This is a genomic window from uncultured Streptomyces sp. (assembly GCF_947488945.1).
Classification (GTDB): Bacteria; Actinomycetota; Actinomycetes; order Streptomycetales; family Streptomycetaceae; genus Streptomyces.
In genome coordinates, this window is sequence record NZ_CANLBS010000023.1 from 54,603 (window position 1) to 77,715 (window position 23,113).

Below are 23,113 nucleotides of genomic sequence, written 5' to 3' on the forward strand. Positions count from 1 at the left end.
CCGGGACCTCATCGGTCCCGGGCCGCGGGTGCGGGTGGAGGTCAGGCGGCGTCCGGCGCCAGCTTCACCGAGATGGAGTTGATGCAGTACCGCTGGTCGGTCGGGGTGGGGTAGCCCTCGCCCTCGAAGACGTGGCCCAGGTGCGAGCCGCAGCGGGCGCAGCGCACCTCGGTGCGGACCATGCCGTGGCTGCGGTCCTGGATCAGCTCGACCGCGTCGGTGTCCTTCGGGTCGTAGAAGGACGGCCAGCCGCAGTGCGACTCGAACTTCGTGTCGGAGCGGAACAGCTCCGCGCCGCACGCCCGGCAGGAGTAGACGCCGGCCGTCTTGGTGTCGGTGTACTCACCCACGAAGGCGGGCTCGGTGCCGGCCTGGCGCAGCACCGCGTACTCGGCAGGGGTGAGCTCCGCCCGCCACTGCTCGTCCGTCTTCTCGATCTCGTACGCCACGGTGGGTCGCTCCCTACTTCGACAGGTGGTCCAGGATCTGCGGGCCGAGGTCGGTGACGTCGCCCGCTCCCATGGTGAGAACGAGATCACCGGCCTTCGCCATTCCCGCCACGGCCGCCGGGACGTCCGCCTGGTCGTGGACGGCGGTGACGTCGGCGCCGGCCGCCTTCGCGGCGTCGATGATCAGGTCGCTGGTGACACCGGGGACCGGGTCCTCGCGGGCCGGGTAGATGTCCAGGACGACCGAGGCGTCGGCGAGTGCGAGGGCCTGGCCCATCTCGGTGCCGAGTTCCTGCGTACGGGAGAACAGGTGGGGCTGGAAGACGACGAGGATGCGCGACCCGGCCTCCGCGGCGCCGCGCATGGCCTCCAGGTCGGCGGTCATCTCGGTGGGGTGGTGCGCGTACGAGTCGATGACCTGGACCCCCGCCGCCTCGCCCTTGAGCTGGAGGCGGCGCTTGACCCCGGTGTACGTGCCGAGGGCGGAGGCGAGGTTGTGCGCGGGGATGCCGAGCGCGACGCCCGCCGCGAGGGCGGCGACGGCGTTCAGGGCGTAGTGGCGGCCGGGCACGGAGACGGTGAAGGTGAGGAACTTGCCGTTCAGCAGGACCGTGACCTCGCTGGTGAGGCCGCGCGGGGTGATCTTGTGCACCTTGACGTCGGCGTCGGCCGCCTCGCCGTAGGTGACGACGGTGGTGTCGCCGGCGGCGCGGACCCGGCGGGTCAGTTCGACCGCTCCGGACTGGTCGGCCGAGATCACCAGGGTGCCGCCGGGGACGATCTTGCCGGCGAACGTCTCGAAGGACGCGTAGATCTCGTCCATCGAGGCGTAGTTGGCGTGGTGGTCCAGCTCGACGTTGAGGACGATCGCGACCTCGGGGTCGTACTTCTGGAAGCTGCGGTCGCTCTCGTCGGCCTCCGCCACGAAGAGGTCGCCGTCGCCGTGCGTCGCGTTGGTGCCGGGGCCCTCCAGGTCGCCGCCGATCGCGTACGACGGGTCGAGGGAGAGCGAGGACAGGGCGACGGCCAGCATCGACGTGGTGGTGGTCTTGCCGTGGGTGCCGGCCACCGCGATGGCGCGGGTACCGGTCATCAGGGAGGCCAGCGCGTCGGAGCGGTGCACGACCGGAACGGCCAGTTCGGCGGCGCGCACCAGCTCGGGGTTGTCGGCGCGGATGGCGCTGGAGACGACCACGCAGCTCGCGTCGTCCGCCAGGTGGGCGGCGGCGTGGCCGATGTGGACCGTCGCCCCCAGGGCGCGCAGGGCCTCGGCGGTGGGCGACTCCTTGGAGTCGCTGCCCGCCACCTTCGCCCCGCGCAGCGCGAGGATCTTCGCGATGCCCGACATTCCGGCTCCGCCGATGCCGATGAAGTGCGGCCGTTCCATGGCGGCAGGAATACCGGGTGCCATGCGCGTGTCTCCCAAGGTCGATCGAGGTACGGCCCCCAAGCCTATTCGCTGTGCGCGAAGAGCTTGAGCACCGGTACGCCGACCTTGTGGCGCGCCCGGGAGGCCCAGTCGCGGTGGAAGAACTCCTCGACGTAGTGCGGGGCGGTCATCACGATCACCTCGTCCGCGCCGGAGTCGTCCACCACGGTCTTCAACTTGTCGAGGGGATGTTCCTCGACGACCTCGCCGACCGCCTCGGAGCCCGCGGCGCGCAGGGCGCGCAGCGAGTACTCCAGGGACACGGCGGCGGTCTCGCGGGCCTCGTCGCCCTCGGGGAGGTCGCCCTCGCGGACCGCTTCCTTGAGCTCCCCCATCGCCACGTCGTCGATCGCGCGCAGCAGGACGTCGGCCTGGTCGCCGCGCGGCTGCATGAGGACGATGAACGAGATCTGCTCCTCGCCGTGGAGGGTCGTGACGAAGTCCACGTCCTCGGGGCTGAGGGGCTTCTCGATCATCAAAACGCTTCTGAACACGACAGGCGCCCTTCCGCTTCAATCCGTACGGCCCGGTGAGGGCCGCCGCTTACGGCCGGTGGGGCCGCTGCTGAAACCATCCTTCCCCGTGATCGCACGAGGACTACAGCATTCATAGTGCCCAGCCCGGAGCGAAGCGGAACGAGGAATTCCGATTCTCGTGCCGATCCGGCGGGCACCGGGTCAGGACCGGATCCGCCGGTACCGGGTGAAGAGGAAGCCCTCCTCCTCCAGCAGCGACGCCAGGGCGAACCGTTCCGGCACCGCGACCGGCGGGCCGCCGGCGATCCGCTGGGCGTCGCCGGCCGTCAGCAGCGGCGCGACGGTCAGGCACAGCTCGTCCAGCACCCCGGCGGCGACGAACTGGCCGAGCAGCCTCGGTCCGCCCTCGGTGAGCTGCCGGTCCAGGCCGCGCGCGGCCAGTTCGGCGACGGCCCGCGCGGGGTCCACCCGGGTCCCCTCGCCCGCGACGACCACCTCCACGCCCGCCTCCCGTGCCGCCCGCAGCCGGTCGGCCGGGGCGTCCGCACCGGTCAGCACCAGGGTGGGGACCAGCGGGGCGGCGTACAGCGGGAGCGAGAAGTCCAGGTCCAGGCTGCCGCTCACCACGGCGATCGCGGGGGCGGGCCCCTGTCTGGCGGCCTCGCGGCGGGCGGCGAAGACGTCCCGCGCCCGCGCGGGCCGGTACCCCTCGGACCGTACGGTCTCGGCCCCGGCGATCACCACGTCCGCGAGGCCGCGCAGGGTGCCGAAGATCCGCATGTCCGAGGCGCAGGAGATGCCCTGCGAGCGGCCGTCGTGCTGGGCGGCCCCGTCGAGCGTGGAGACCATGTTGGCGCGCAGCCAGGAGCCGCCGGAGGCGGGGTAGGCGTACGCGTCGGCCAGCTCGTCGACCGTCCACTCGCGGTCGTCCTGGCCGGTGGGAGCGTTGTCGGCGGCCCGGCCGGTCGCGGATGTCGGGTGCGTCACAGGGAACAGGCTTCGCATGCCGTGCAGTCTGGCACGGCCCGTAGAGTGGACGGTTGTGTCGTCCTCCACCTCCGCTCCGGGGCCGGGCCCCGTCTCCGAAGCGTCCCCGCTGTCCCTGTGCGCCCGCGAGCCGCACGTCCCCGCCGACCGCCTGGTCGCCGAGATGGTGCCGCCGCCGCGCTTCGACTCCGTACGGTTCGATACGTACGTCCCCGACCCGAACCAGCCGAGCCAGAGCGAAGCCGTCACGGTGCTCTCCGGCTTCGCGGCCGGCCTCGGCGGGGCGCACGCCTCGGGGGCCGGCAAGCGCAAGTGGTTCGGCAGGAAGACGGAACCGGCGTCCTCCGGGCCGCGCGGTGTGTACCTCGACGGCGGCTACGGCGTCGGCAAAACCCACCTGCTGGCCTCCCTCTGGCACGCCACCCCGGCGAGGCCCGAGCTGAAGGCGTTCGGGACGTTCGTCGAGCTGACCAACCTGGTCGGCGCGCTGGGTTTCCAGCAGACCGTGAAGACGCTGAGCGGCCACCGCCTGCTCTGCATCGACGAGTTCGAGCTGGACGACCCGGGCGACACCGTGCTGGTGTCCTCGCTGCTCAGTCGGCTGGTGGAGGCGGGCGTGGCGCTGGCGGCGACCTCCAACACCCTCCCCGGCAAGCTCGGCGAAGGCCGCTTCGCCGCCGCGGACTTCCTCCGGGAGATCCAGGGCCTGTCCGCGCACTTCCGGCCGCTGCGGATCGACGGCGAGGACTACCGCCACCGGGGCCTGCCGGACGCCCCGCCGCCCTACTCCGACGAGCAGGTGACGCGGGCCGCGTACGCCACCGCCGGTGCGTCCCTGGACGACTTCCCCGCGCTCCTCGACCACTTGGCGCGGGTGCACCCCAGCCGCTACGGGGCGTTGACCGACGACGTGCGGGCGGTCTGCCTGACGGACGTGCGCCCGGTGCCCGACCAGTCCACCGCGCTGCGGCTGGTGGTGCTGGCCGACCGGCTGTACGACCGGGAGGTCCCGGTGCTCGCCTCGGGCATGCCGTTCGACCGGCTGTTCAGTGAGGAGATGCTGAACGGGGGGTACCGCAAGAAGTACTTCCGGGCCATCTCGCGGCTCACCGCCCTGGCGCGTGACGCGAAGGACTTGGTGGAGCAGTAGGTTCGGGGGCGTACCACCACGGGGCGTCCCCGGACGGCCCGTACCTCCCGTGCGACAGCGCACACCGTTCGAAGGGATCAGCATGGCTACCACGCGTCAGGCGCACACCGTCTGGGAAGGCAACCTGGTCGAGGGCAAGGGTGTCGTCACCCTGGACTCGTCCGGCATCGGGGAGTACCCGGTCTCCTGGCCGTCGCGCGCCGAGCAGGCCAACGGCAAGACCAGCCCCGAGGAGCTCATCGCGGCCGCGCACTCCAGCTGCTTCTCGATGGCGCTCTCCAACGGTCTGGCGACGGCGGGCAACCCGCCCACCAAGCTGACCACGCAGGCCGAGGTCACCTTCCAGCCCGGCACCGGCATCACCGGCATCCACCTCACCGTCCAGGGCGAGGTGCCCGGTCTCGACGAGGCGGGCTTCGTCAAGGCCGCCGAGGACGCCAAGGCCAACTGCCCCGTCAGCCAGGCGCTTTCGGGCACCACCATCACGCTGACGGCCTCGCTGGCCTGATCTTCGCCCGCCGCCCGGCCCCGTCGGGTCCGTGCGGGCAGGGGCCACCGCCCGTTCCGGGAGACCGGGACGGGCGGTGGCCCTTCGGCGTTCCGGGGGACCCGGACCGACAGTGGTCCCTCGGCGTTCCGGGGATCGTGGGGGGCGTGTTTCCTGCGGCGTTTCCGCTGTCCGGGGCCGCCGGGACCGACGGCCCGTCCGGGCGCGGGGCGGCGGCCACGCGGATGCGGGGCAGCCGATCCCGCGGGGCGGGACAACAGCCACGGGTGGCCGGAAAACGCCTCCGCACACCCGTTCGTGCCGTAACGCACGCGTAATCGCCCGGTCGCACGTCCTCAAAAAATGCCTGGCTCAATGCACTTCACCGCACCAGCCTGCAGCGAAGGGCACGACATTGAGCGATGCAGTAGTCTCCGCCACGCCATCGGTCACGGGGGGCCTGCACCCCGTCGACCGGCGTCCGCCGCTGGGCAAGCTGGCGACCTTCGGATTCCAGCACGTGCTGATCATGTACACCGGCTGCGTGACCGTGCCGCTGGTGTTCGGAGCGGCGGCCGGCCTCTCGACCTCGACCATCGGGCTGCTGATCAACGCGGACCTGCTGGTGGCCGGCATCATCACGCTGCTGCAGAGCCTCGGCGTCGGCAAGATCCTCGGTGTCCGGCTGCCGATCGTCACCGGCGCCACCTTCGCGGGCGTCACACCGATGATCCTGATCGCCGGTGAATACGGCATGCAGGCGGTATACGGCTCGATGCTCGCGGCGGGGCTCTTCGGCCTGCTGATGGCGATACCCTTCGCCAAGCTCGTACGGTTCTTCCCGCCACTGGTCAGCGGCGTGGTGATCACCGTGGTCGGCCTCTCCCTCATCGGCGTCGCCGCCGGGCTGATCACCGGCAACGACCCCGAGGCTCCGGACTACGCCTCGACGACCCGGCTCGGCCTGGCCGCCGGCGTCATCCTCTTCATCGTCCTCTTCGCCCGCTTCGTACGCGGCTTCGCCGGCCAGATCGGCATCCTGATCGCGCTGGTCATCGGCACGCTGGTCGCCGTACCGCTGGACCTCACCGACTTCTCCGGGATCTCGGACGCCGACTGGGTCGGACTGACCGGCCCGTTCCACTTCGGCGCCCCCGAGTTCCCGGTCTCCGCGGTCATCTCGATGTGCGTCGTGATGCTGGTGATCTTCACCGAGTCGACGGCGACCATGATGGCGGTCGGCGAGTCGGTCGGACGCCCCGTCACCGACAAGGACCTGGCCCGCGGCCTGGCCGCCGACGGCCTGTCCGGCGTGCTCGGCGGCACCATGAACTCCTTCATGGACACGGTCTTCACCCAGAACGTCGGTCTGATCCAGCTCACCCGCGTCTCCAGCCGGTACGTCACCGCGGTGGCCGGCGGGATGCTCGTGGTGCTCGGCCTGATCCCGCGCCTCGGCGAACTGGTCGCCGCGCTGCCGGGTCCGGTGGTCGGCGCCGCCGCCCTGGTGCTGTTCGCGACCGTCACCATGGTGGGCATCAACACCCTGCGCCGGGTGGAGCTCGACCGCGGGCACAACCTGACCATCGCGGCGGTCGCGCTCGCCGTCGGCCTGCTGCCCGAGATGTCCGAGGGCATCTACGGCGGCCTTCCGTCGTGGGCCCAGATCGTCTTCGGCAGCGGCATCACGAGCGCGGCGTTCACCGCCTTCCTGCTGAACCTGCTGTTCAACCACACCCCGTGGGGCCGCCCGGAGCCGCAGGGCGCGACGGAGGCCGGGGCGGAGGCGGAGGCCGACGGCGCGGCGGAGGCCGCGGCGACGAAGGCGGCTCCCGCGGTCGATCCCGTCGGTTCCGTCGATTCCGCGAAGGACGCGGCGGTCGGCGCGAAGGCACCCGTCGAGGAGCCCGTGACCGCGTCGGAGCCCGCAACCCCTTCCGAGCCCGTGCCCGCGGCCGGGAGCGCGTCCGCCGATCGGGGCGCCCCGAGCGCCACGAGCACTCCTTGACCAACTTGTACGACTTGTCCGTTATTTTCCGTGAGTGACCACTCATGCACGGAAAGTTTCACCACTGATCACTTTGACCGCACTCGCGGTCCTGGGTGGGGTGGTCGCCGGGTGCGGAAGCCCCGACGGCCACCCCACCGGCACGTCGGGGGGCGCCGCCTCCCCCGTGCCCCGGTCCCCCGGCCCGGAGCCGACCGCCACGCAGTCCCCTGCTCCCGGGCCGCCCACCCTGGCGGCGGGGCCTGCGGGCCGCACGCCCGTCTTCGAGCGCAGGCCGAAGACCGGCCCGCATGCCGGGGAGAAGGTGGTCGCGCTCACCTTCGACGCCGACATGACCGCCGACCAGGGCGAGCGGGCGGCCGGTGGCGAGCGCTTCGACAACCCCCAGCTGATCTCACTGCTGCGCGGCCTGAAGGTGGAGTCGACGCTCTTCATGACGGGCCGCTGGGCCGAGGAGTACCCGGAGGAAGCCCGCTCCATCGGAACCGATCCGATGTTCGAGATCGCCAACCACTCCTACAGCCACTACGCCTTCTCCTCGCCCTGCTACGGCCTGCCGGTGGTCGAGGGACCTCAGATGCGCGAGGACGTGGAGCGCGCCTTCGAGGCGTTCCGCGCGGCGGGGGCCCGCAACGTCGTGCCGTACTTCCGCTTCCCCGGCGGCTGCTACGACGACGAGGCGCTGCGCGCGCTGGCCCCGGCGAAGGTGACCGCGGTCCAGTGGGACGTCGTCAGCGGCGACGCGTTCGCCACGGACGCGGACGCGGTGGCCGACCAGGTACTGGAAGGGGTGCGCCCCGGGTCCCTGGTCGTCATGCACTGCACCCGGTCCGCCGCCCCGGTGACGGCCGACGCCCTCCGCAGAATCGTTCCGGAGCTGCGCGAGCGCGGTTACCGCTTCGTGAAGGTCTCCGAGCTGATGCGGGGGTGACGCCCGGAGCGGGCCGAAGGGCGCGCCGTCGGCGGGCGGGCGTCGGGAGACGCGCGGGGCGGGCGGGCGGCCGGAGCGCGGGCAGGCGGGGGCGTACGGCGCGGGGCCGCTCAGCCCGAGCAGGCCGTGCGGCCCGCCTCCTGCCATGCGCAGACCGGACAGAGCGTGGCGCCCTTGGTCGACTCCGGGTACTCGGTCGGCTTCCGGCACAGCACGCACTCCGCGTACGGGGGCCCCGCGTCGGCCGGTACCGGCGGGGGCGCGGGCGTCTCGCAGTAGGCATCGTCCATGCCCACGAGCGTACCCACGCCCCCGGCGCGACCGGGCGGCGGCGGGGCGTGGGCACGGACGCGGGCGGCGGGGCGTGGGCACGGACGCTGGTGGGGTGTGCAGCTTCAGCCCCCGGACGTCTTCTCCGGCTTCAGCCCGCCGAGGGCTTCTCCGGCTTCAGCTCGCTCGGGCGCACGATGACGAAGCCCTCACCCTGGAGCATCAGCTGCACCGCCTCGCCGGAGCCGCCGCGCAGCATGGAACCGACGCTCTGCGAGCGGTGCAGCGAGGTCGACAGCCGGGCACTCCAGCCGACGACCGCGTCCGTGTCGACGTACACCGGCTGCTGCGCCGTGACCGGGATGACCAGCGGGTTGCCGTCACAGATCAGGCCGAGCTTGCCGTGGCCGGTGAAGACGCTGTTGAAGAGGCCGCCGCCGGTCATCCCGGCCCCCTTCACGGTCTTGATCTCGTAGGAGAGCGTCGCGTCGAAGCAGAGCACGTTGCGGCCGTTGACGGTGATCTCGTCGCCCTGTTCCATCTCGACGATGAAGCAGTTGGCGGCCTCGTGCGCGAACCACGCCTCGCCCCGTCCGCGCACGGCCATCAGCGCCAGCCCCTCGCCGGTGACCGCGCGCTTGAGCATGCCGCCTATGCCCTGCCCCTTGCGCTCGAACTGGAGGTCGCCGCGGAAGGCGATCATCGATCCCTGCCGGGCGTGCATCTCCCCGTCCACCGCGTACTTGATGGACTTGGCGTTCTGCAGGGTCATGCCGGGTGCGGTCGCCGGCTGGGCCAGGTGCTCCGAGGAAAACAGGTCGCTCTTCATGGACCGTATCTTCGCCCGGAGCATGTCATTCCGTCACGTCGTCGCGCGGAACCGCCTGGCAGACTGGTCCGGTGAGCAGCAACGACGTGAGTACCGACGACACCACCGCCCCCGCACCGGCCCCGGCTTCCGCGACCGCGCCGGCCGTCCCGGTCGCCGACCCGGCGGACAGCCCCTTCCGGACCGAGCCGACGTCCCGCGACGAGGCGCCGCAGTACGTACTGCCGCTGGTCGTGCACCTGGAGAAGACGGAGCCGCCGGCCAGGAACGACGCCCTGCGGACGGCGGCGCGGGCCGTGCTCACGATGCTCTCCGACCCCCGCTCGCTCGACGAGGGCGAATGGGCGCGGGCCGTGCGCGACTGGCAGGACGCCCGCATCCGCAAGGTGGTGCGCCGGGCTCGCGGGGCGGAGTGGCGCAAGGCGTCCGCACTGCCCGGCATCACGGTCACCGGCGCCGGGGCGGAGGTCCGGGTCTATCCGCCGGTCCCGCTGGACGGCTGGCCCAAGGAACTCGCCAAGCTCCAGGTCTCCGGCACCGACCTGGACGACCCGGAACCGCCGGCCGCGCCCGCCCCCGGCGAGCCGGTGCTGTGGCTCAACCCGGAGCTGGACATGTCGGCCGGCAAGACGATGGCCCAGGCCGGCCACGGCGCGCAGCTCGCCTGGTGGGAGCTGACCGACGACGAGCGCGACGCCTGGCGCGAGGCGGGCTTCCCGCTCGCGGTGGCCACCCCCGACCCGGACCGCTGGCAGGCCCTCACCACGAGCGGCCTGCCGGTGGTCCGCGACGCCGGCTTCACCGAGATCGCCCCCGGCTCCTGCACCGTCGTCGCCGACCACCCGGCCCTGCGGAGCCGACTGGCGGGGTGAGGCGGGCGCGACGCCCCCGGACACGTCCCCCCGCCGCCCCGGAACCTCAAATGTTGCTCTGAACGTCCTCCCGGACGGATTCGGCGCGGTCCGGCGGGGCCATCACCCCTGCACACGCCGCGAGGGCACACGGCGCGGTGGCACGGGGCGCGGACAGGGGGAGGACCATGGAACTCACGAGGCTGGGGACCGGTATCGGGTGGCGGCCGGAGATCGCGGACGCGGTGGAGACGCTGGACGGCGTCGACTGGGTCGAGGCGGTCGCCGAGAACATCTGCGAGGACCATCTCCCGGAGCCGCTGGCGCGGTTGCGGGCGCGCGGCGTCACCGTGGTGCCGCACGGGGTGTCGCTGGGGCTCGGCGGGGCGGACCGCCCCGACCCGGTCCGCCTCGCGGGGCTGGCCGCCCGCGCCGAACTGCTGGGCGCGCCGCTGGTGTCGGAGCACGTCGCGTTCGTACGGGCCGGGGGGCCGCTCACCGGGTCGGCGGGGCTGGAGGCGGGGCACCTGCTGCCGGTCCCCCGCACCTGGGACGCGCTGGCCGTGCTGTGCGAGAACGTACGGATCGCGCAGGACTCGCTGCCGGTGCCGCTGGCGCTGGAGAACATCGCGGCACTGATCGCCTGGCCCGGCGAGGAGCTGACCGAGGGGCAGTTCCTCGCGGAACTGGTGGAGCGCACCGGGGTGCGGCTGCTCATCGACGTGGCCAACCTGCACACCAATCACGTGAACCTGGGCGAGGACCCGGCGCGGGCCCTGGACGAACTGCCGGTGGAGGCCGTGGCGTACGTCCACGTGGCGGGCGGGACGCAGGTGGACGGGGTCTGGCACGACACCCACGCCCACCCGGTGACCGCCCCGGTCCTCAAGGTGCTGGCCGAGCTGCGGAAGCGGGTGGATCCGCCGGGCGTGCTGCTGGAACGCGACGACGACTTTCCGCCCGCCGCCGAGCTGGCCGGTGAACTGGACGCGATCCGGGCCACGTTGGCGGCCGGGCCGGCCGTCCCGCGCCCGGCACCGCGTGCCGCGCGGCCGGCCGGGCCGGCAACGCTCGCACCGGGTGGCCGGGACCGGGTGGCCGGCGCGCAGGAGACGCTGCTGCGGTCGCTGGTCGCGGGGGCGCCCGCGCCGGAGGAGTTCGACGCCGACCGGCTCGGCGTGCAGAGCCGGGCGCTCGCCGCGAAGCGGGCCGGGGTGGTGGCCAAGCTGGTGCCGGACCTGGTGGTGATCCTCGGCGACGGCTTCCGGGCGGCGTTCCTCGCGTACGCGGCGGCCCGCCCGATGTCCGGCGGGTACCGCCGGGACGCCCTCGCCTTCGCCGAGCACCTGCTGGTCGCCGGGGAACCGGCCGACGACGCGGCGCGGCGACGGCTGACGCACTGGTGGGAGGACCGGGCGGGGGCCCGGCCGACCCCGCGCGCCGCCAAGCTGCTCCGTGCGGCCCGTTCGCTCGTGTCCGCCCGTGGGGAGGTGACCTCGTGAACGTTCTGGCTCTGCTGCTGACTCTCGCCGCCGCCGTCTCCTCGGTCCTGCTGGTCGTTTCGACCGTCCGGGCCGGGCACCGCCGGACCGCGCCGAGCGATCTGGTCCTGCACGACCTGTACGAGGCGGCCTTCCTGAGCGGCGGGCCGCCCCGCGTGGTGGACACCGCGCTCACCGGCCTGCAGGCCGACGGGCGCGTCGCGGTGGGCGGTCCCGGCATCGTCGTCGTACTCCGCGCGGAGGCCCGCGACCCGGTGGAGCGCGCGGTGTTCGAGGAGGCGGCCCGGCTGCCGGCGGGCTCGCTGTCCGCCCTGCGGGCGGCCGTGATGACGCACCCCGCGGTGCAGGAGATCGGCGACGGACTGGCGGCGCGCGGGCTGATGCTCGCGCCGCGCGACCGCCGGCCCCGCCGCCGGTGGGCGATCGTCCAGACGGTCTGCTGCTTCGCGCTGTTCCCGCTGTCGATGCTGCTGACCTTCGTCGAGTACGCGGCGATCGACGGATACGGGGACATGCCCCTGCCGTTCGTGGTGAAGATGCTGCCGACAGTCTTCGTCGGCGGTCTCCTCGGGATCGTGGTCGCGGCCGGCTCGAAGTCCCGTGTCACCAAGGCGGGCCGCGCGGCGATCGTCGGCTTCCGGACCGCGTTCGCCCATGTCACCACACCCCAGCACCTGGTGGCGGTCCTGGGCCTGGGCGCGCTGCCCGACCCGGAGCTGAGGGCGCAGTTGCTGGCCGCCGCCCGGGTGCGGCGGACCCCGCGCGGCGCGTACGTGAGCGCCGGGTCCTCGCCCGCCGCGGTGCCGGTGGTGTGGTGTGCCGGGGTGGGTCCCGGCGGATCGAGCTGCGGCTCCGGCAACGGCGGCTCGGGATGCGGCTCCGGGTCGGGTTGCAGCTCGGGGTCGAGTTGCAGCTCCGGTTCCGGCTGCGGGTCCGGTTCCTCCGGTTCGAGCTGCGGCGGGAGCAGCGGGGGCGGCGGTTCCAGTTGCGGCGGGGGCGGCGGGTCGAGCTGCGGCGGCGGGGGAAGCTGACGGACACCGCCGGGGCCGCCCGGCGCCCTCGCACGGGGCCCCGGCGGCACGGTTCTCCGTGGCGGGCGGTCCGGATGCCGGACAGCCCATGGCGCTCGTCCCGGCGGTCACATATGAATCCGGCATGATCTGGGTCATCCTGCTGCTGGTCGCGTGGTTCGCGGCCATGCTCACCTGCCTGCGCTTCTGTCTCGCCTCCGCCAGGGCCGCCCGGCCGCCGTCCGACACGCCGCCGACGACGGCCGACGCCGGGCTCACGCTGTACGAGACGGCGTTCCTGGCGGGCGGACCGGAGCGGGTGGTGGACGTGGCGATGGTCACCATGCACGTGCGCAAGAGGCTGCTGCTGGCCCACACCGGCTGGGTGACCGTCGTCGACCCGGAGGGCCGCGACGACGTGGAGCGCACGGTGATACGGGCCGTCGGCCCCGGCCGGCAGTCCCCGACAGAGCCGGTCCGGGCCGCGACCGCGGCGGCCGAGGCGGTGCGTTCGCTGGCGGACCGGCTGGTCGGGGCGGGTCTGGCGGTGCCGCACGCGGTGCGTTCGGGCCTCGACGCGGCGCACGCCGCGGTGCGAAGATCCGCGGTCCTCGTGGTCGTACTGGCCGTCGCCGCGGTGCTGCTGCCGGGTCAGGAGGGGCAGCTCGACTGGCTGGTGGCGGCCTGGTTCGGGCTGCCGCTGCTGCTGTCCCTCGGCTGCCTGGCCATCCAGCGGGCCGAGAGCCGTTCCTACAGCGCCTGGGCGTCCCCGGTGGGCCAGGACCGCCTGGACGCGCTGCCGAAGCCCGTACGGGGCGTACAGCGGCCGGCCGACGGGGCGGACGGAGGTGGCGCGGACGGGAACGGGCCGGACACGGTGGCCGGGGAGCGTGCGCTGCTGGTCGCCGTCGCCGTGAGCGGGGCCCGCGCAGTGCGCGATCCGCTGCTGCGGGCGGCGCTGACGGGCAGTCGCCGGGTACGGGCCCCGTACGCCGGCTGAGCCCGCCCGGACCGGTGGGGCGAGGGACGGGGCAAGGGGACGGCGACGGGTGCAGGGCGGGGGCGGGGCCCCGGACCGGAGACCGGTACCGGAGACCGGGTCGAAGTGCTGAAGAAGTCCCGGAGAGAGTCCCGGAGAGAGTCCTGGAAAAGACGCCGGTGCGGCGCGCTGGAGGCGCGCCGCACCAGGAGCCGGACCCGGTGTCGCTGGAGCGGGGCCGCACGCGTGAGTGCGCGACCGCCGTCTGATCTTCCGGGTCGGGGTGGCCGGGAAACGCTGGCTTTGCGAGTCCGGTCACCAGGTCTGCGGGATGCTCCCGCACCCCTGCCGGCAGGTCGTGGGCAGGGCCGCCCGCGAAACAACCGACCGGAGGACCCTACGCGAGACCGGCGACGAGGTCCGCCACCGACTTCCGCCGACCGGTGTAGAACGGCACTTCCTCGCGCACGTGCAGCCGTGCCTCGGAGGCGCGCAGGTGGCGCATGAGGTCCACGATGCGGTGCAGTTCGTCGGCCTCGAACGCGAGGATCCACTCGTAGTCGCCGAGCGAGAACGAGGCGACCGTGTTGGCGCGCACGTCCGGGAATCCGCGGGCCATCTTGCCGTGGTCCGCCAGCATCCTGCGGCGGTCCTCGTCGGGCAGCAGGTACCAGTCGTAGGAGCGCACGAAGGGGTAGACGCTGATGTAGTCGCGGGGGGTCTCGTCGGCCAGGAAGGCCGGGACGTGCGACTTGTTGAACTCGGCCGGCCGGTGCAGGGCCATGTTCGACCACACCGGCTCCAGCGCGCGCCCGAGCTTGGTGCGGCGGAAGAGGTTGTACGCGTCCTGGAGCTCGTCCGAGGTCTCCGCGTGCCACCAGATCATCAGATCGGCGTCGGCGCGCAGGCCGGACAGGTCGTAGGTGCCGCGGACCGTGACGTCCTTGGCCGCCAGCTGGTCGAACAGCTCCTGGACCTCGTCCGCGTACCCCACGCGGTCGGTCGGCAGCACGTCGCGCAGCTTGAACACGGACCACAGCGTGTAGCGGATGACCTCGTTGAGGTCCTTGGCCTTCTTGCCGGCGTTGGGGATCTTCTCAGGAGCACTCATGCGGCTATTCTCCCGCCTCGTCGCGGGTGCCCGGTACCGGGGTGGGCGTGGCGATGATCTCCCCCGCCGTCTCCCCCGCCGCCCTCCGCCCCGCCGACTCCCCGGCCAGGTCGCGGACGAGTTCGTCGGCCGCGCGGTGGGCGCTCGCGACGCAGGCCGGGATGCCCACGCCGTCGTAGACCGCGCCGCAGAGCCGCAGTCCCGGCAGCGCCTCCACACCCGCGCGGATGCGGGCGACCCGGTCGAGGTGGCCGACCGGGTACTGGGGAAGGCCGCCGATCCAGCGGGTGACGGTGCTGTCCACCGGTTTCGCGGTGAGCCCGGTGGCGGTGGCGAGGTCGCCGAGGGAGACGTCGACCAGTTCGCCGTCCTCGCGGTGCAGGTGCGCCTCGTCGCCGTACCGGCCGACCGAGGTGCGCAGCACGAAGAGGTCGGGAGCGGCGTCCGCGACCCACCGCCACTTGTTGCTGGAGAAGGTGGACGCCTTGATCGTGCGGCCGTCGACCGGCGGCACGAGGAATCCCGAGCGGCCCTCCAGGGCGGGCACGGAGGCGAGGTCGGAGCGCCGGAAGGCCATCGTGATCAGCGCCATCGACGCGTACTCCACGGCCGCCAACTCCGCGGACACCGCCGGGGATTCGGCCGCCAGGAGGGCGGACGCGGACCAGGCGGGGGTGGCGAGGACGATGCCGTCGGCGGTGAGCACACCGGTGTCGGTGAGGACCGTCCAGTCCCCGCCGGTGCGGGTCAGGCCGAGGACGGGCGTCTCGGTGCGGATCTCCGCGCCGCCGGCCCGTACCGCGTCCGCGACCGCGCCGGGCAGGGTGCCGATGCCGCCGGCCAGTCCCTGGAAGACGGGGCCGGTCTGCTGCCGGGCGGCGGCCCGTTCCTGGATGGCGCGTACGCCGTCGAGGAGCGGGCCGCCCGCGCGGGCGACCTCGAAGAGCTGGGGCACGGCGGCGCGCAGCGAGATGCGGTAGGCGTCTCCGGCGTACACCCCGCCGAGCAGCGGCTCGACGAGGCGGTCGACTACCTCCCGGCCGAGCCGTCCGGCGACGTACTCGCCGACCGCGACGTCGTCGCCGACCTCGGCGGGCGGCAGGTCGCGCTCGGCGGCGATGCGGGCGATCCCCTCGGGGCTGAGCAGGCCGGCCAGGGCCTCCGGGTCGCCGGGGACGCCCATCACGTGGCCCTTGGGCATCGGTTGCAGGGCGTCGCGCGTCCAGACCGAGGCGGTCGCGGTGGCGGGCGGCTGGAGGCGGTCGCCGAGGCCGGCCGCGCGGGCCAGGCCGACGGCCTCGGGGCGGCGGGCGAGCATCGACTCGGCCCCGAGGTCGACCTGGACGCCGGCCACCTCGCCCGTCATCAGTTTCCCGCCGAGCCGGTCCGTCGCTTCGAGGACGGTGACCCGGAGCCCGGTGCCGAGCAGCCGGTGGGCCGCGGCGAGACCGGCGATGCCGCCGCCGATCACGACGACGTGACCCGGGTGTGTGCGCGCGTGCTGTGAGGAACCCTGCATGGCTCCACTCTCTCAAACCCGGCCGGGACCGTGACCGTTTCGAGACGGGCGAACGGCAACCGGGGCGCGGGACGCCACGTCGAACCGGCGTCAGCCACCGATGCCTTGGGGGGACCAGGTATGCAGCAGGAACAGCGGGACCGGCCGGAGCACAGCGGGTCCGTGACGGCGGCGCACGCCGTGCGGACGCGGAAGCGGCGGGGAGGCGCGGTGTTCGCCGCGGGGACGCTCGCCGTCCTGCTCGCCGTGGGCGGGTGCGGCGCGAACGACATGGGGGCGAGCAGCGGGGACTCCAAGCCCGCCTTCTCCGGCCGCGGCGTCGCGGGCGGGGAGAGGGCGGACGACACCGCCGGCGCGAAGGAGGGTTCCGACGGCGCGAAGCCGGACGGGACCGCGAAGAAGGCCGCGGTCAGCCAGGTGATCCGGACGGCGTCCCTCAGCGTGCGGGTGAAGGACGTGCCGAAGGCGGTGGCGGCCGCCCGCCGCGCGGCCGAGGGCTCCGGAGGGCTGGTGCAGAGCGAGACGACGGAACGGGTGGACGACGCCTACGACACCTCCACCCTGGTCCTGCGGGTGCCGGAGGACCGCTACCAGCGGGTGCTGTCGGACCTGGCCGGCGCCGGGAAGCTGCTGTCGCGGAGCTCGGAGGCGAAGGACGTCACCGACCAGGTGGTGGACGTGGAGAGCCGGATCGCCACGCAGCGGGCGAGCGTCGACCGGGTCCGCGCGATGATGGACAAGGCGGAGAAGCTCAGCGACGTCGTGCTGCTGGAGGGCGAGCTGAGCAGCCGCCAGTCGGAGCTGGAGTCGCTGCTGGCCCAGCAGGCCACCCTGAAGGACCGCACCTCGCTGGCGACGATCACGCTGGACCTGTACGAGCCGGAGGCCGTCCCGGACGACGCCGCCGACGACGACCCCGGGTTCCTGGACGCGCTGGAGGGCGGCTGGAACGCCTTCGTGACGATGCTCCGCTGGATCGCGGTGTCGATCGGCGCCTCCGCGCCGTTCCTGGCGGCGCTGGCCCTGCTGTACGCGCTGGTGCGGGCGGTCTCCCGCCGGCGCCGGGCAGCCGGGCCGGCGGCGGACACGGACGACGCCCCGGCGGCGTCCCGCGCCCCGGCGGCGTCCGGCGCCCCGGCGCGGCCCGTGGCGGCCGACGCCGACGGGACCGGGGAGGCGCGGGACACGTCCGCCGGCTGAGCGTCGTAGCGTGGTCCCCACACTGCGGCGAAGGGACCGGCAATGGCGGCGGAGCGACTGGTGGTCATCGGGGGCGACGCGGCGGGCATGTCCGCCGCGTCGCAGGCCCGCAGGCTGAAGGGCCCGGACGAGCTGAGCATCGTCGCGTTCGAGCGCGGCCACTACTCCTCGTACTCGGCCTGCGGCATCCCCTACTGGGTCGGCGGGGAGGTGGACGCGCTCGACGATCTGGTGGCCCGGACGCCCGAGGAGCACCGGGAGCGCTCCATCGACCTGCGGATGCGCACCGAGGTGACGGAGATCGACGTGGCGGGCCGCCGGGTGCTCGCCCGCGACCTGGACGGCTCCACCACCGCCTGGACGCCGTACGACAAGCTGGTGATCGCCACGGGTGCCCGTCCGGTGCGGCCCGATCTGCCCGGCATCGACGCGCCGGGGGTCCACGGGGTGCAGACGCTGGACGACGGGCGGGCGCTGCTGGACTCGCTGGAGCGGGCGAAGGGGCGGCGGGCCGTCGTGGTGGGAGCGGGGTACATCGGTGTCGAGATGGCCGAGGCGATGCTGAACCGGGGCTTCGAGGTGACCGTCCTCAACCGGGGCGAGCAGCCGATGGCCACCCTCGACCCCGACATGGGGCGCCTCGTCCACGACGCGATGGACGGGCTGGGCATCACCACGGTGAACGGCGCCCGGGTGACGAAGATCCTCACCGGTCCGGACGGCCGGGTCGCCGAGGTCGCCACGGAGGCGGACACCTATCCGGCGGACGTGGTGGTGCTGGGCATCGGCGTGGAGCCGGAGACGACGCTCGCCGCGGCGGCCGGGCTGCCGCTGGGGCCGCACCGGGGCCTGCTGACCGACCAGGCGATGCGGGTGGTGGGCCACGAGGACATATGGGCCGGCGGCGACTGCGTGGAGGTGCTGGACCGGGTGGCCGGCCGTACCCGGCACATCGCGCTCGGCACCCACGCCAACAAGCACGGGCAGGTCATCGGCTCGAACGTGGCGGGCGGCTACGGCACCTTCCCGGGTGTGGTGGGCACCGCGGTCAGCAAGGTCTGCGACCTGGAGATCGCCCGGACCGGGCTGCGCGAGAAGGACGCCCGCGCGGTCGGCCTGCGGTACGTCACGGCGACCGTCGAGTCCACCGGCCGGGCGGGCTACTACCCGGGGGCGCGGCCGATGACGGTGAAGATGATCGCCGAGTACCGCACCGGCCGGCTGCTGGGCGTGCAGATCGTGGGCCGTGACGGCGCCGCGAAGCGGGTGGACGTGGCGGCGGTGGCGCTGACGGCCGGGATGACGGTGGAGGCGATGACCGCCCTCGACCTCGGCTACGCGCCGCCGTTCTCCCCGGTCTGGGACCCGGTCCTGGTGGCGGCCCGCAAGGCGACCACAGCGGTGCGCGAGGCGGGCACCGCCTGACGGACGCACGTCCGCCGGAGGACCCGGCACGCACGCGACGCGGCGGCCACCGGACACCCGGTGGCCGCCGCGTCGCGTTCTGGCGTCCTCGGCGTCTCAGCGCGCGGTGCGGGTGTGCACGTACTCCACGAGTCGGGTGAGGGCGGCCGGGTCGGTGGTCGGCATGACGCCGTGGCCCAGGTTGAAGATGTGCCCCTCCAGGCCGGCGGCGGACTCCAGCACCTCGTCGGTCTTCGCCTCGACCGTCGCGGTCGGCGCGAACAGCACGGCCGGGTCGAGGTTGCCCTGGAGCGCCTTGCCGGGGCCGACACGGCGGGCGCCCTCGGCCATCGGGACGCGCCAGTCGACGCCGACGACGTCCGCGCCGGCCTCGCCCATCGGACCGAGCAGTTCGCCGGTGCCGACGCCGAAGTGGATGCGCGGGACGCCGTATCCGGCGACCGCGTCGAAGACCTTGGCGGAGGCCGGCATCACCGAGCGGCGGTAGTCGGCCGGGGCGAGCGCGCCCACCCAGGAGTCGAAGAGCTGCACCGCGGAGGCGCCCGCCTCGATCTGGACCTTCAGGAACGCGCCGGTGATCTCCGCGAGACGGTCCACCAGGTCGGCCCAGAGGCCGGGGTCGCCGTACATCATGGCCTTGGTGCGCTCGTGGTTGCGGGACGGGCCGCCCTCCACGAGGTAGCTGGCCAGGGTGAAGGGGGCGCCCGCGAAGCCGATCAGCGGGGTGGCGCCCAGCTCGGCGGTGAGCATCCCGATCGCCTCGGTGACGTACGGGACGTCCTCGGGCGTGAGGTCGCGCAGCCGGGCGAGGTCGGCACGGGTGCGGACCGGTTCGGCGATGACCGGGCCGACGCCGGGCTTGATGTCGAGGTCGATGCCGATGGCCTTGAGCGGGACGACGATGTCGCTGAAGTAGATCGCGGCGTCGACCTTGTGGCGGCGGACCGGCTGCAGGGTGATCTCGGTGACCAGCTCCGGCATCATGCAGGAGTCGAGCATCGCGATGCCCTCGCGGGCCTTGAGGTACTCGGGGAGCGAGCGGCCGGCCTGGCGCATGAACCAGACCGGGGTGTGCGGCACGGGTTCGCGCCGGCACGCCTTGAGGAACGCCGACTCGTGGGTGGCGGAGGTTTGCGTCTGCTGGCCCGGAGGGCGTTCGTTGGCACTCACGCACAGAATCTTCGCACGCACGGCCAAGGAGCCGGGCCCCGCACGGGTGTCCCTCCCCGCACCGGAGTCCGCTTCCGCCTACTCTTCCCCGCATGGCTCCGGCTCAGGGACAGCACTCCGAACATTCCGATGGCACCGACGGCAAGGACGGCGCCGAGGTCAAACAGGTCCCGCCCGCGTTCAGGTCGGCGGTGGACGCGCTGCGTTCCGCGCGGCTGCGCCCCGAGCTGGAAGTGGAGACGACCCGGCCGCCGCAGCGGCTGGCTCCGCACGCGTACGCCCTGGAGGCGGCCGTCGTGGACGGCGAGGAGGATCTCGCCGACGGCCGGCTGGTGCTGCTGCACGACCCGGCCGGACACGACGCCTGGAAGGGCACGTTCCGTCTGGTGACGCTGGTGCGCGCCGAGCTGGAACCGGAGATGGCGGCCGACCCGCTGCTGCCCGAGGTGTGCTGGTCCTGGCTGACGGGCGCGCTGGAGGCGCGCGGTCTGACCTACGGGGAGGCCGGCGGGACGGTGACCCGGGCGGGGTCGCACTATTTCGGCGAGCTCGCCTCCCGGCGCCCGGCGACCCAGATCGAGATCCGGGCCTCCTGGACGCCGCGCGAGGGGCGGGGCGGCTTCCCCGACACGGCGGCGCACCTGATGGCCTGGGGCGACCTGCTCTGCCAGATCGCGGGCCTGCCGCCCTCGGGCCCGGCCGACGCCGCGGTGGTGACGCTTCCCCAGCGGCGGGGACCGCAGAGCCTCTGACCCTTCACCAGGACTTCGACACCGCGTCATGAGAGCCGGTCACGGACCGGCTCTCTTTTCGTACAATCGATCGCGCGTCCTATTTGCCCGAATTGTTACTCACTAAATGGTGATCTTCCCCTAAAGGAGGACGGGTCTGCTGCCGAAGAGGTCAATGACCCTTCAAGCATGGTTCGCCCCGGCCGCCCCCCAGCCGGCCCGTTCCGCCACTCCCCCCAGGAGGCCTGGTGTCCGTTCTCCTCGAGCAGCCCGCAAGCCTGGTCGCCTACCGCCCGAACAAGCCGACGGCCATGGTCGTCGTGGCCGACCCGCGCGTCCGTTCCACCGTCACCCGCCATCTGTGGGCCCTCGGAGTTCGTGACGTCATCGAGGCGTCGTCCATCGCGGAGGCCCGTCCCCGCGTCGGCAGCCCGCGCGACATCTGCGTGGCCGACGTCCACCTGCCCGACGGTTCCGGGCTGACCCTGCTGTCCGAGACCCGCGCCGCAGGCTGGCCGAACGGTCTCGCCCTCTCCGCCGCCGACGACATCGGCGCCGTCCGCAACGCCCTCGCGGGCGGTGTGAAGGGCTACGTCGTCACCGGCACCCGCAACAACATCGGCCACCCCAACCGACCCGGCGTCGCCCCCATCGGCGCCAACGCCGCCCGTATGCACCGCCGGCCCCCCGGCACCCCGAGCCACCCGGGCGGCTACCGCGAACTGTCCGGCCGCGAGGTGGAGGTGCTCCGCCTGGTCGCCGAAGGCCAGTCCAACAAGGCCATCGGCGTCTCGATGGGCCTCTCCGCCCTCACGGTCAAGTCCCACCTCGCCCGCATCGCCCGCAAGCTCGGCACCGGAGACCGCGCCGGCATGGTCGCCGTCGCCCTGCGGACCGGCATCATCCACTGAGTCCCGCGTGGTCGCCGCCGCCGCGCGCGCCCGCGCCCTCCACCGACCCCCGACCCGCCGGTACCTGCAGGGATGCCGATCCGGCCGGTTTACGCGCCTCGCACCCGTCGACGGAACGTTCCGTCGACGGGTGCGGCGTCGGCACGGATACCCTTGACAGGTGACCGACGCCCAAGAGACCGCAGCAGACACGTCACTGCGAACCACCGGGGGCGCTCCCCCGGACGACGTCGCCCCGGCGCCGATCCCCTTGCTCGAACCGCGCGAGGGCATCCCCCCGGTGGTGGCGACCGACGACGCCCTCGCCAAGGTGATCGCCGCCTTCGCCGCGGCCACCGGCCCCGTGGCCGTCGACGCCGAGCGCGCCTCCGGTTACCGCTACGGCCAGCGCGCCTACCTCGTACAGCTCCGCCGCGAGGGTGCGGGCAGCACCCTGATCGACCCGGTGGGCTGCCCCGACCTCTCGGGGCTCGGCGAGGCCCTGTCCGGTACCGAGTGGATCCTGCACGCCGCGACGCAGGACCTGCCGTGCCTCCGCGAGATAGGCATGATCCCCTCGTCCCTCTTCGACACCGAGCTGGCCGGGCGCCTGGCCGGCTTCCCCCGGGTGGGGCTCGGCGCGATGGTCGAGAACGTCCTCGGGTACGCCCTGGAGAAGGGCCACTCCGCCGTCGACTGGTCGACCCGGCCGCTGCCCGACCCGTGGCTGCGCTACGCCGCGCTCGACGTCGAACTGCTGATCGACCTCCGCGACGCGCTGGAGAAGGAGCTCGACCGGCAGGGCAAACTGGAGTGGGCCCGGGAAGAGTTCGAGGCCATCGCCTCGGCGCCGCCCGCCCCGCCGCGCCAGGACCCCTGGCGCCGGACCTCCGGCATGCACAAGGTGCGCCGCCGCCGTCAGATGGCGGTCGTGCGGGAGTTGTGGAACGTCCGCGACCAGGTGGCCCGCCGCCGGGACGTCTCGCCGGGCAAGGTGCTCGGCGACGGCGCGATCGTCGAGGCGGCGCTGGCGCTGCCGGTGAACGTGCAGGCGCTCACCGCGCTGCCCGGTTTCGGCCACCGCATGGGTCGGCGGCAGCTGGAGCAGTGGCAGACCGCCGTGGACCGCGCCAAGGCGCTGCCGGACAACGAACTGCCGCAGCCGGGGGCCCAGCTCGCCGGCCCGCCGCCGCCGCGCGCCTGGGCGGACAAGGACCCGGCCGCCGCGGCCCGGCTGTCGGCGGCGCGGGCCGCCGTGTCGGAGCTGGCCGAGCGGCTGACCATGCCGCAGGAGAACCTCATCACCCCGGACACCGTCCGCCGGGTCTGCTGGGAGCCGCCGAAGAACCTCACGCCGAGTGCGGTCGAGGATCTGCTCGCGGGGTACGGCGCACGGCGCTGGCAGATCGAACAGGTCGCCCCGCTGCTGGTGCGCGCCCTGGCCGCACAGGCCTGAGTCGGCCCCTCCCCCCACGAAGACCCCGGCCCCGGCCGGGGTCTTTCGCGTGTCCGGGGTCTTTCGCGTGCCGGGGTCCGGCGTGCGCCGGGCTCTTGTGCGCGCCGGGGCCGGGCGGGGCTGCTCCGCGGACTCCGGCAGGGGCGAAATCCAGCCAGGTTGGTGACGGCCGCCGACGGGCCCCGGGGCGCCTCGGAGCAGCGGCTGCCTCCCGTGTCCGGCGCTGCCGCACGCCGTCCCCCCACCCGCTTCA

22 protein-coding genes are annotated in these 23,113 nt (G+C 73.6%); 13 read left to right on the forward strand and 9 right to left on the reverse strand.

Annotated elements, in window-relative coordinates; translation table 11 throughout:
• Positions 1-41 precede the first annotated feature (41 nt).
• The 4 genes from msrB to Q0994_RS28500 form a co-directional block, all read right to left on the reverse strand.
• Positions 42-449, reverse strand: a complete 408-nt coding sequence (gene msrB / locus Q0994_RS28485; RefSeq protein ID WP_299540149.1) for a peptide-methionine (R)-S-oxide reductase MsrB — start codon at positions 447-449, stop codon at positions 42-44.
• 13 nt (positions 450-462) lie between these two features.
• Entirely contained in the window at positions 463-1,860 is a 1,398-nt protein-coding gene (gene murC / locus Q0994_RS28490; RefSeq protein WP_299540152.1) for a UDP-N-acetylmuramate--L-alanine ligase, read from the reverse strand.
• A gap of 41 nt (positions 1,861-1,901) precedes the next feature.
• Positions 1,902-2,354 carry an indole-3-glycerol phosphate synthase gene (locus Q0994_RS28495; protein ID WP_299540155.1) on the reverse strand — a complete coding sequence of 151 codons (453 nt, stop codon included), beginning with the start codon at positions 2,352-2,354 and terminating at the stop codon, positions 1,902-1,904.
• Positions 2,355-2,555: 201 nt separating this feature from the next.
• On the reverse strand, positions 2,556-3,359 hold the full coding sequence (locus Q0994_RS28500; protein ID WP_299540157.1) for a pyrimidine reductase family protein: 804 nt from the start codon (positions 3,357-3,359) through the stop codon (positions 2,556-2,558).
• 37 nt (positions 3,360-3,396) lie between these two features.
• Here Q0994_RS28500 and zapE point away from each other — a divergent pair, with 37 nt between their 5' ends.
• The 4 genes from zapE (at position 3,397) to Q0994_RS28520 (ending at position 7,917) form a co-directional block, all read left to right on the forward strand.
• Positions 3,397-4,491: a cell division protein ZapE gene (gene zapE / locus Q0994_RS28505; RefSeq protein WP_299540159.1), complete on the forward strand. Its 1,095-nt coding sequence runs from the start codon at positions 3,397-3,399 to the stop codon at positions 4,489-4,491.
• Between the two features lie 82 nt (positions 4,492-4,573).
• Positions 4,574-4,999: an OsmC family protein gene (locus Q0994_RS28510; protein WP_299540161.1), complete on the forward strand. Its 426-nt coding sequence runs from the start codon at positions 4,574-4,576 to the stop codon at positions 4,997-4,999.
• 394 nt (positions 5,000-5,393) lie between these two features.
• Positions 5,394-6,986, forward strand: coding sequence for a nucleobase:cation symporter-2 family protein (locus Q0994_RS28515; protein ID WP_299540163.1), 1,593 nt, complete (start codon positions 5,394-5,396; stop codon positions 6,984-6,986).
• Positions 6,987-7,050: 64 nt separating this feature from the next.
• A complete protein-coding gene (locus tag Q0994_RS28520; protein ID WP_299540258.1) occupies positions 7,051-7,917 on the forward strand; it encodes a polysaccharide deacetylase family protein in 867 nt (288 codons plus the stop codon).
• Positions 7,918-8,027: 110 nt separating this feature from the next.
• On the opposite strand, the gene Q0994_RS28525 is transcribed toward Q0994_RS28520, so the two are convergent.
• Positions 8,028-8,207 (reverse strand): hypothetical protein, encoded by a 180-nt coding sequence (locus tag Q0994_RS28525; RefSeq protein ID WP_299540165.1) that lies wholly within the window; start codon positions 8,205-8,207, stop codon positions 8,028-8,030.
• Between the two features lie 131 nt (positions 8,208-8,338).
• A complete protein-coding gene (locus Q0994_RS28530; protein ID WP_299540167.1) occupies positions 8,339-9,016 on the reverse strand; it encodes an AIM24 family protein in 678 nt (225 codons plus the stop codon).
• Positions 9,017-9,102: 86 nt separating this feature from the next.
• On the opposite strand from Q0994_RS28530, the gene Q0994_RS28535 reads away from it, so the two are divergent.
• The 4 genes from Q0994_RS28535 to Q0994_RS28550 all read left to right on the forward strand — a co-directional run bounded on the left by Q0994_RS28535 (position 9,103) and on the right by Q0994_RS28550 (position 13,379).
• Positions 9,103-9,888 (forward strand): peptidyl-tRNA hydrolase, encoded by a 786-nt coding sequence (locus Q0994_RS28535; protein WP_299540260.1) that lies wholly within the window; start codon positions 9,103-9,105, stop codon positions 9,886-9,888.
• Positions 9,889-10,055: 167 nt separating this feature from the next.
• Positions 10,056-11,369 (forward strand): DUF692 domain-containing protein, encoded by a 1,314-nt coding sequence (locus Q0994_RS28540; RefSeq protein ID WP_299540169.1) that lies wholly within the window; start codon positions 10,056-10,058, stop codon positions 11,367-11,369.
• Positions 11,366-12,400, forward strand: a complete 1,035-nt coding sequence (locus tag Q0994_RS28545) for a TIGR04222 domain-containing membrane protein (protein ID WP_299540171.1) — start codon at positions 11,366-11,368, stop codon at positions 12,398-12,400. Before Q0994_RS28540 ends, Q0994_RS28545 begins: the two co-directional genes overlap by 4 nt.
• Before the next feature lie 124 nt (positions 12,401-12,524).
• Positions 12,525-13,379 (forward strand): TIGR04222 domain-containing membrane protein, encoded by an 855-nt coding sequence (locus Q0994_RS28550; protein WP_299540174.1) that lies wholly within the window; start codon positions 12,525-12,527, stop codon positions 13,377-13,379.
• 376 nt (positions 13,380-13,755) lie between these two features.
• Here the strand turns inward: Q0994_RS28550 and hemQ are convergent, their stop codons facing one another.
• Both hemQ and hemG read right to left on the reverse strand, forming a co-directional pair.
• A complete protein-coding gene (gene hemQ / locus Q0994_RS28555; RefSeq protein WP_299540177.1) occupies positions 13,756-14,469 on the reverse strand; it encodes a hydrogen peroxide-dependent heme synthase in 714 nt (237 codons plus the stop codon).
• 4 nt (positions 14,470-14,473) lie between these two features.
• Positions 14,474-15,988 (reverse strand): protoporphyrinogen oxidase, encoded by a 1,515-nt coding sequence (gene hemG, locus Q0994_RS28560; RefSeq protein ID WP_299540180.1) that lies wholly within the window; start codon positions 15,986-15,988, stop codon positions 14,474-14,476.
• Positions 15,989-16,258: 270 nt separating this feature from the next.
• Between hemG and Q0994_RS28565 the strand changes: the two genes are divergently transcribed.
• Positions 16,259-17,188, forward strand: a complete 930-nt coding sequence (locus Q0994_RS28565) for a DUF4349 domain-containing protein (RefSeq protein WP_299540263.1) — start codon at positions 16,259-16,261, stop codon at positions 17,186-17,188.
• A 42-nt stretch (positions 17,189-17,230) separates the two neighbouring features.
• A complete protein-coding gene (locus Q0994_RS28570; protein ID WP_299540183.1) occupies positions 17,231-18,613 on the forward strand; it encodes an FAD-dependent oxidoreductase in 1,383 nt (460 codons plus the stop codon).
• A gap of 96 nt (positions 18,614-18,709) precedes the next feature.
• Here the strand turns inward: Q0994_RS28570 and hemE are convergent, their stop codons facing one another.
• Positions 18,710-19,783: a uroporphyrinogen decarboxylase gene (gene hemE, locus Q0994_RS28575; RefSeq protein ID WP_299540186.1), complete on the reverse strand. Its 1,074-nt coding sequence runs from the start codon at positions 19,781-19,783 to the stop codon at positions 18,710-18,712.
• 92 nt (positions 19,784-19,875) lie between these two features.
• On the opposite strand from hemE, the gene Q0994_RS28580 reads away from it, so the two are divergent.
• The 3 genes from Q0994_RS28580 (at position 19,876) to Q0994_RS28590 (ending at position 22,860) form a co-directional block, all read left to right on the forward strand.
• Positions 19,876-20,535 carry a DUF3000 domain-containing protein gene (locus Q0994_RS28580; RefSeq protein ID WP_299540188.1) on the forward strand — a complete coding sequence of 220 codons (660 nt, stop codon included), beginning with the start codon at positions 19,876-19,878 and terminating at the stop codon, positions 20,533-20,535.
• 227 nt (positions 20,536-20,762) lie between these two features.
• On the forward strand, positions 20,763-21,425 hold the full coding sequence (locus Q0994_RS28585; RefSeq protein WP_299540191.1) for a response regulator transcription factor: 663 nt from the start codon (positions 20,763-20,765) through the stop codon (positions 21,423-21,425).
• 160 nt (positions 21,426-21,585) lie between these two features.
• A complete protein-coding gene (locus Q0994_RS28590; protein ID WP_299540194.1) occupies positions 21,586-22,860 on the forward strand; it encodes a ribonuclease D in 1,275 nt (424 codons plus the stop codon).
• Positions 22,861-23,113: the final 253 nt, after the last annotated feature.

Bases quoted from the DNA above. Each gene is read 5' to 3' on its own strand.
- Q0994_RS28530 (WP_299540167.1), bottom strand. From the start codon at position 9,016: ATGAAGAGCGACCTGTTTTCCTCGGAGCACCTGGCCCAGCCGGCGACC.
- Q0994_RS28570 (WP_299540183.1), top strand. From the start codon at position 17,231: ATGGCGGCGGAGCGACTGGTGGTCATCGGGGGCGACGCGGCGGGCATG.
- murC (WP_299540152.1), bottom strand. From the start codon at position 1,860: ATGGCACCCGGTATTCCTGCCGCCATGGAACGGCCGCACTTCATCGGC.
- hemG (WP_299540180.1), bottom strand. From the start codon at position 15,988: ATGCAGGGTTCCTCACAGCACGCGCGCACACACCCGGGTCACGTCGTC.
- Q0994_RS28500 (WP_299540157.1), bottom strand. From the start codon at position 3,359: ATGCGAAGCCTGTTCCCTGTGACGCACCCGACATCCGCGACCGGCCGG.
- Q0994_RS28580 (WP_299540188.1), top strand. From the start codon at position 19,876: ATGGCTCCGGCTCAGGGACAGCACTCCGAACATTCCGATGGCACCGAC.
- Q0994_RS28540 (WP_299540169.1), top strand. From the start codon at position 10,056: ATGGAACTCACGAGGCTGGGGACCGGTATCGGGTGGCGGCCGGAGATC.
- Q0994_RS28525 (WP_299540165.1), bottom strand. From the start codon at position 8,207: ATGGACGATGCCTACTGCGAGACGCCCGCGCCCCCGCCGGTACCGGCC.
- Q0994_RS28495 (WP_299540155.1), bottom strand. From the start codon at position 2,354: ATGATCGAGAAGCCCCTCAGCCCCGAGGACGTGGACTTCGTCACGACC.
- hemQ (WP_299540177.1), bottom strand. From the start codon at position 14,469: ATGAGTGCTCCTGAGAAGATCCCCAACGCCGGCAAGAAGGCCAAGGAC.
- Q0994_RS28565 (WP_299540263.1), top strand. From the start codon at position 16,259: ATGGGGGCGAGCAGCGGGGACTCCAAGCCCGCCTTCTCCGGCCGCGGC.
- Q0994_RS28510 (WP_299540161.1), top strand. From the start codon at position 4,574: ATGGCTACCACGCGTCAGGCGCACACCGTCTGGGAAGGCAACCTGGTC.
- Q0994_RS28550 (WP_299540174.1), top strand. From the start codon at position 12,525: ATGATCTGGGTCATCCTGCTGCTGGTCGCGTGGTTCGCGGCCATGCTC.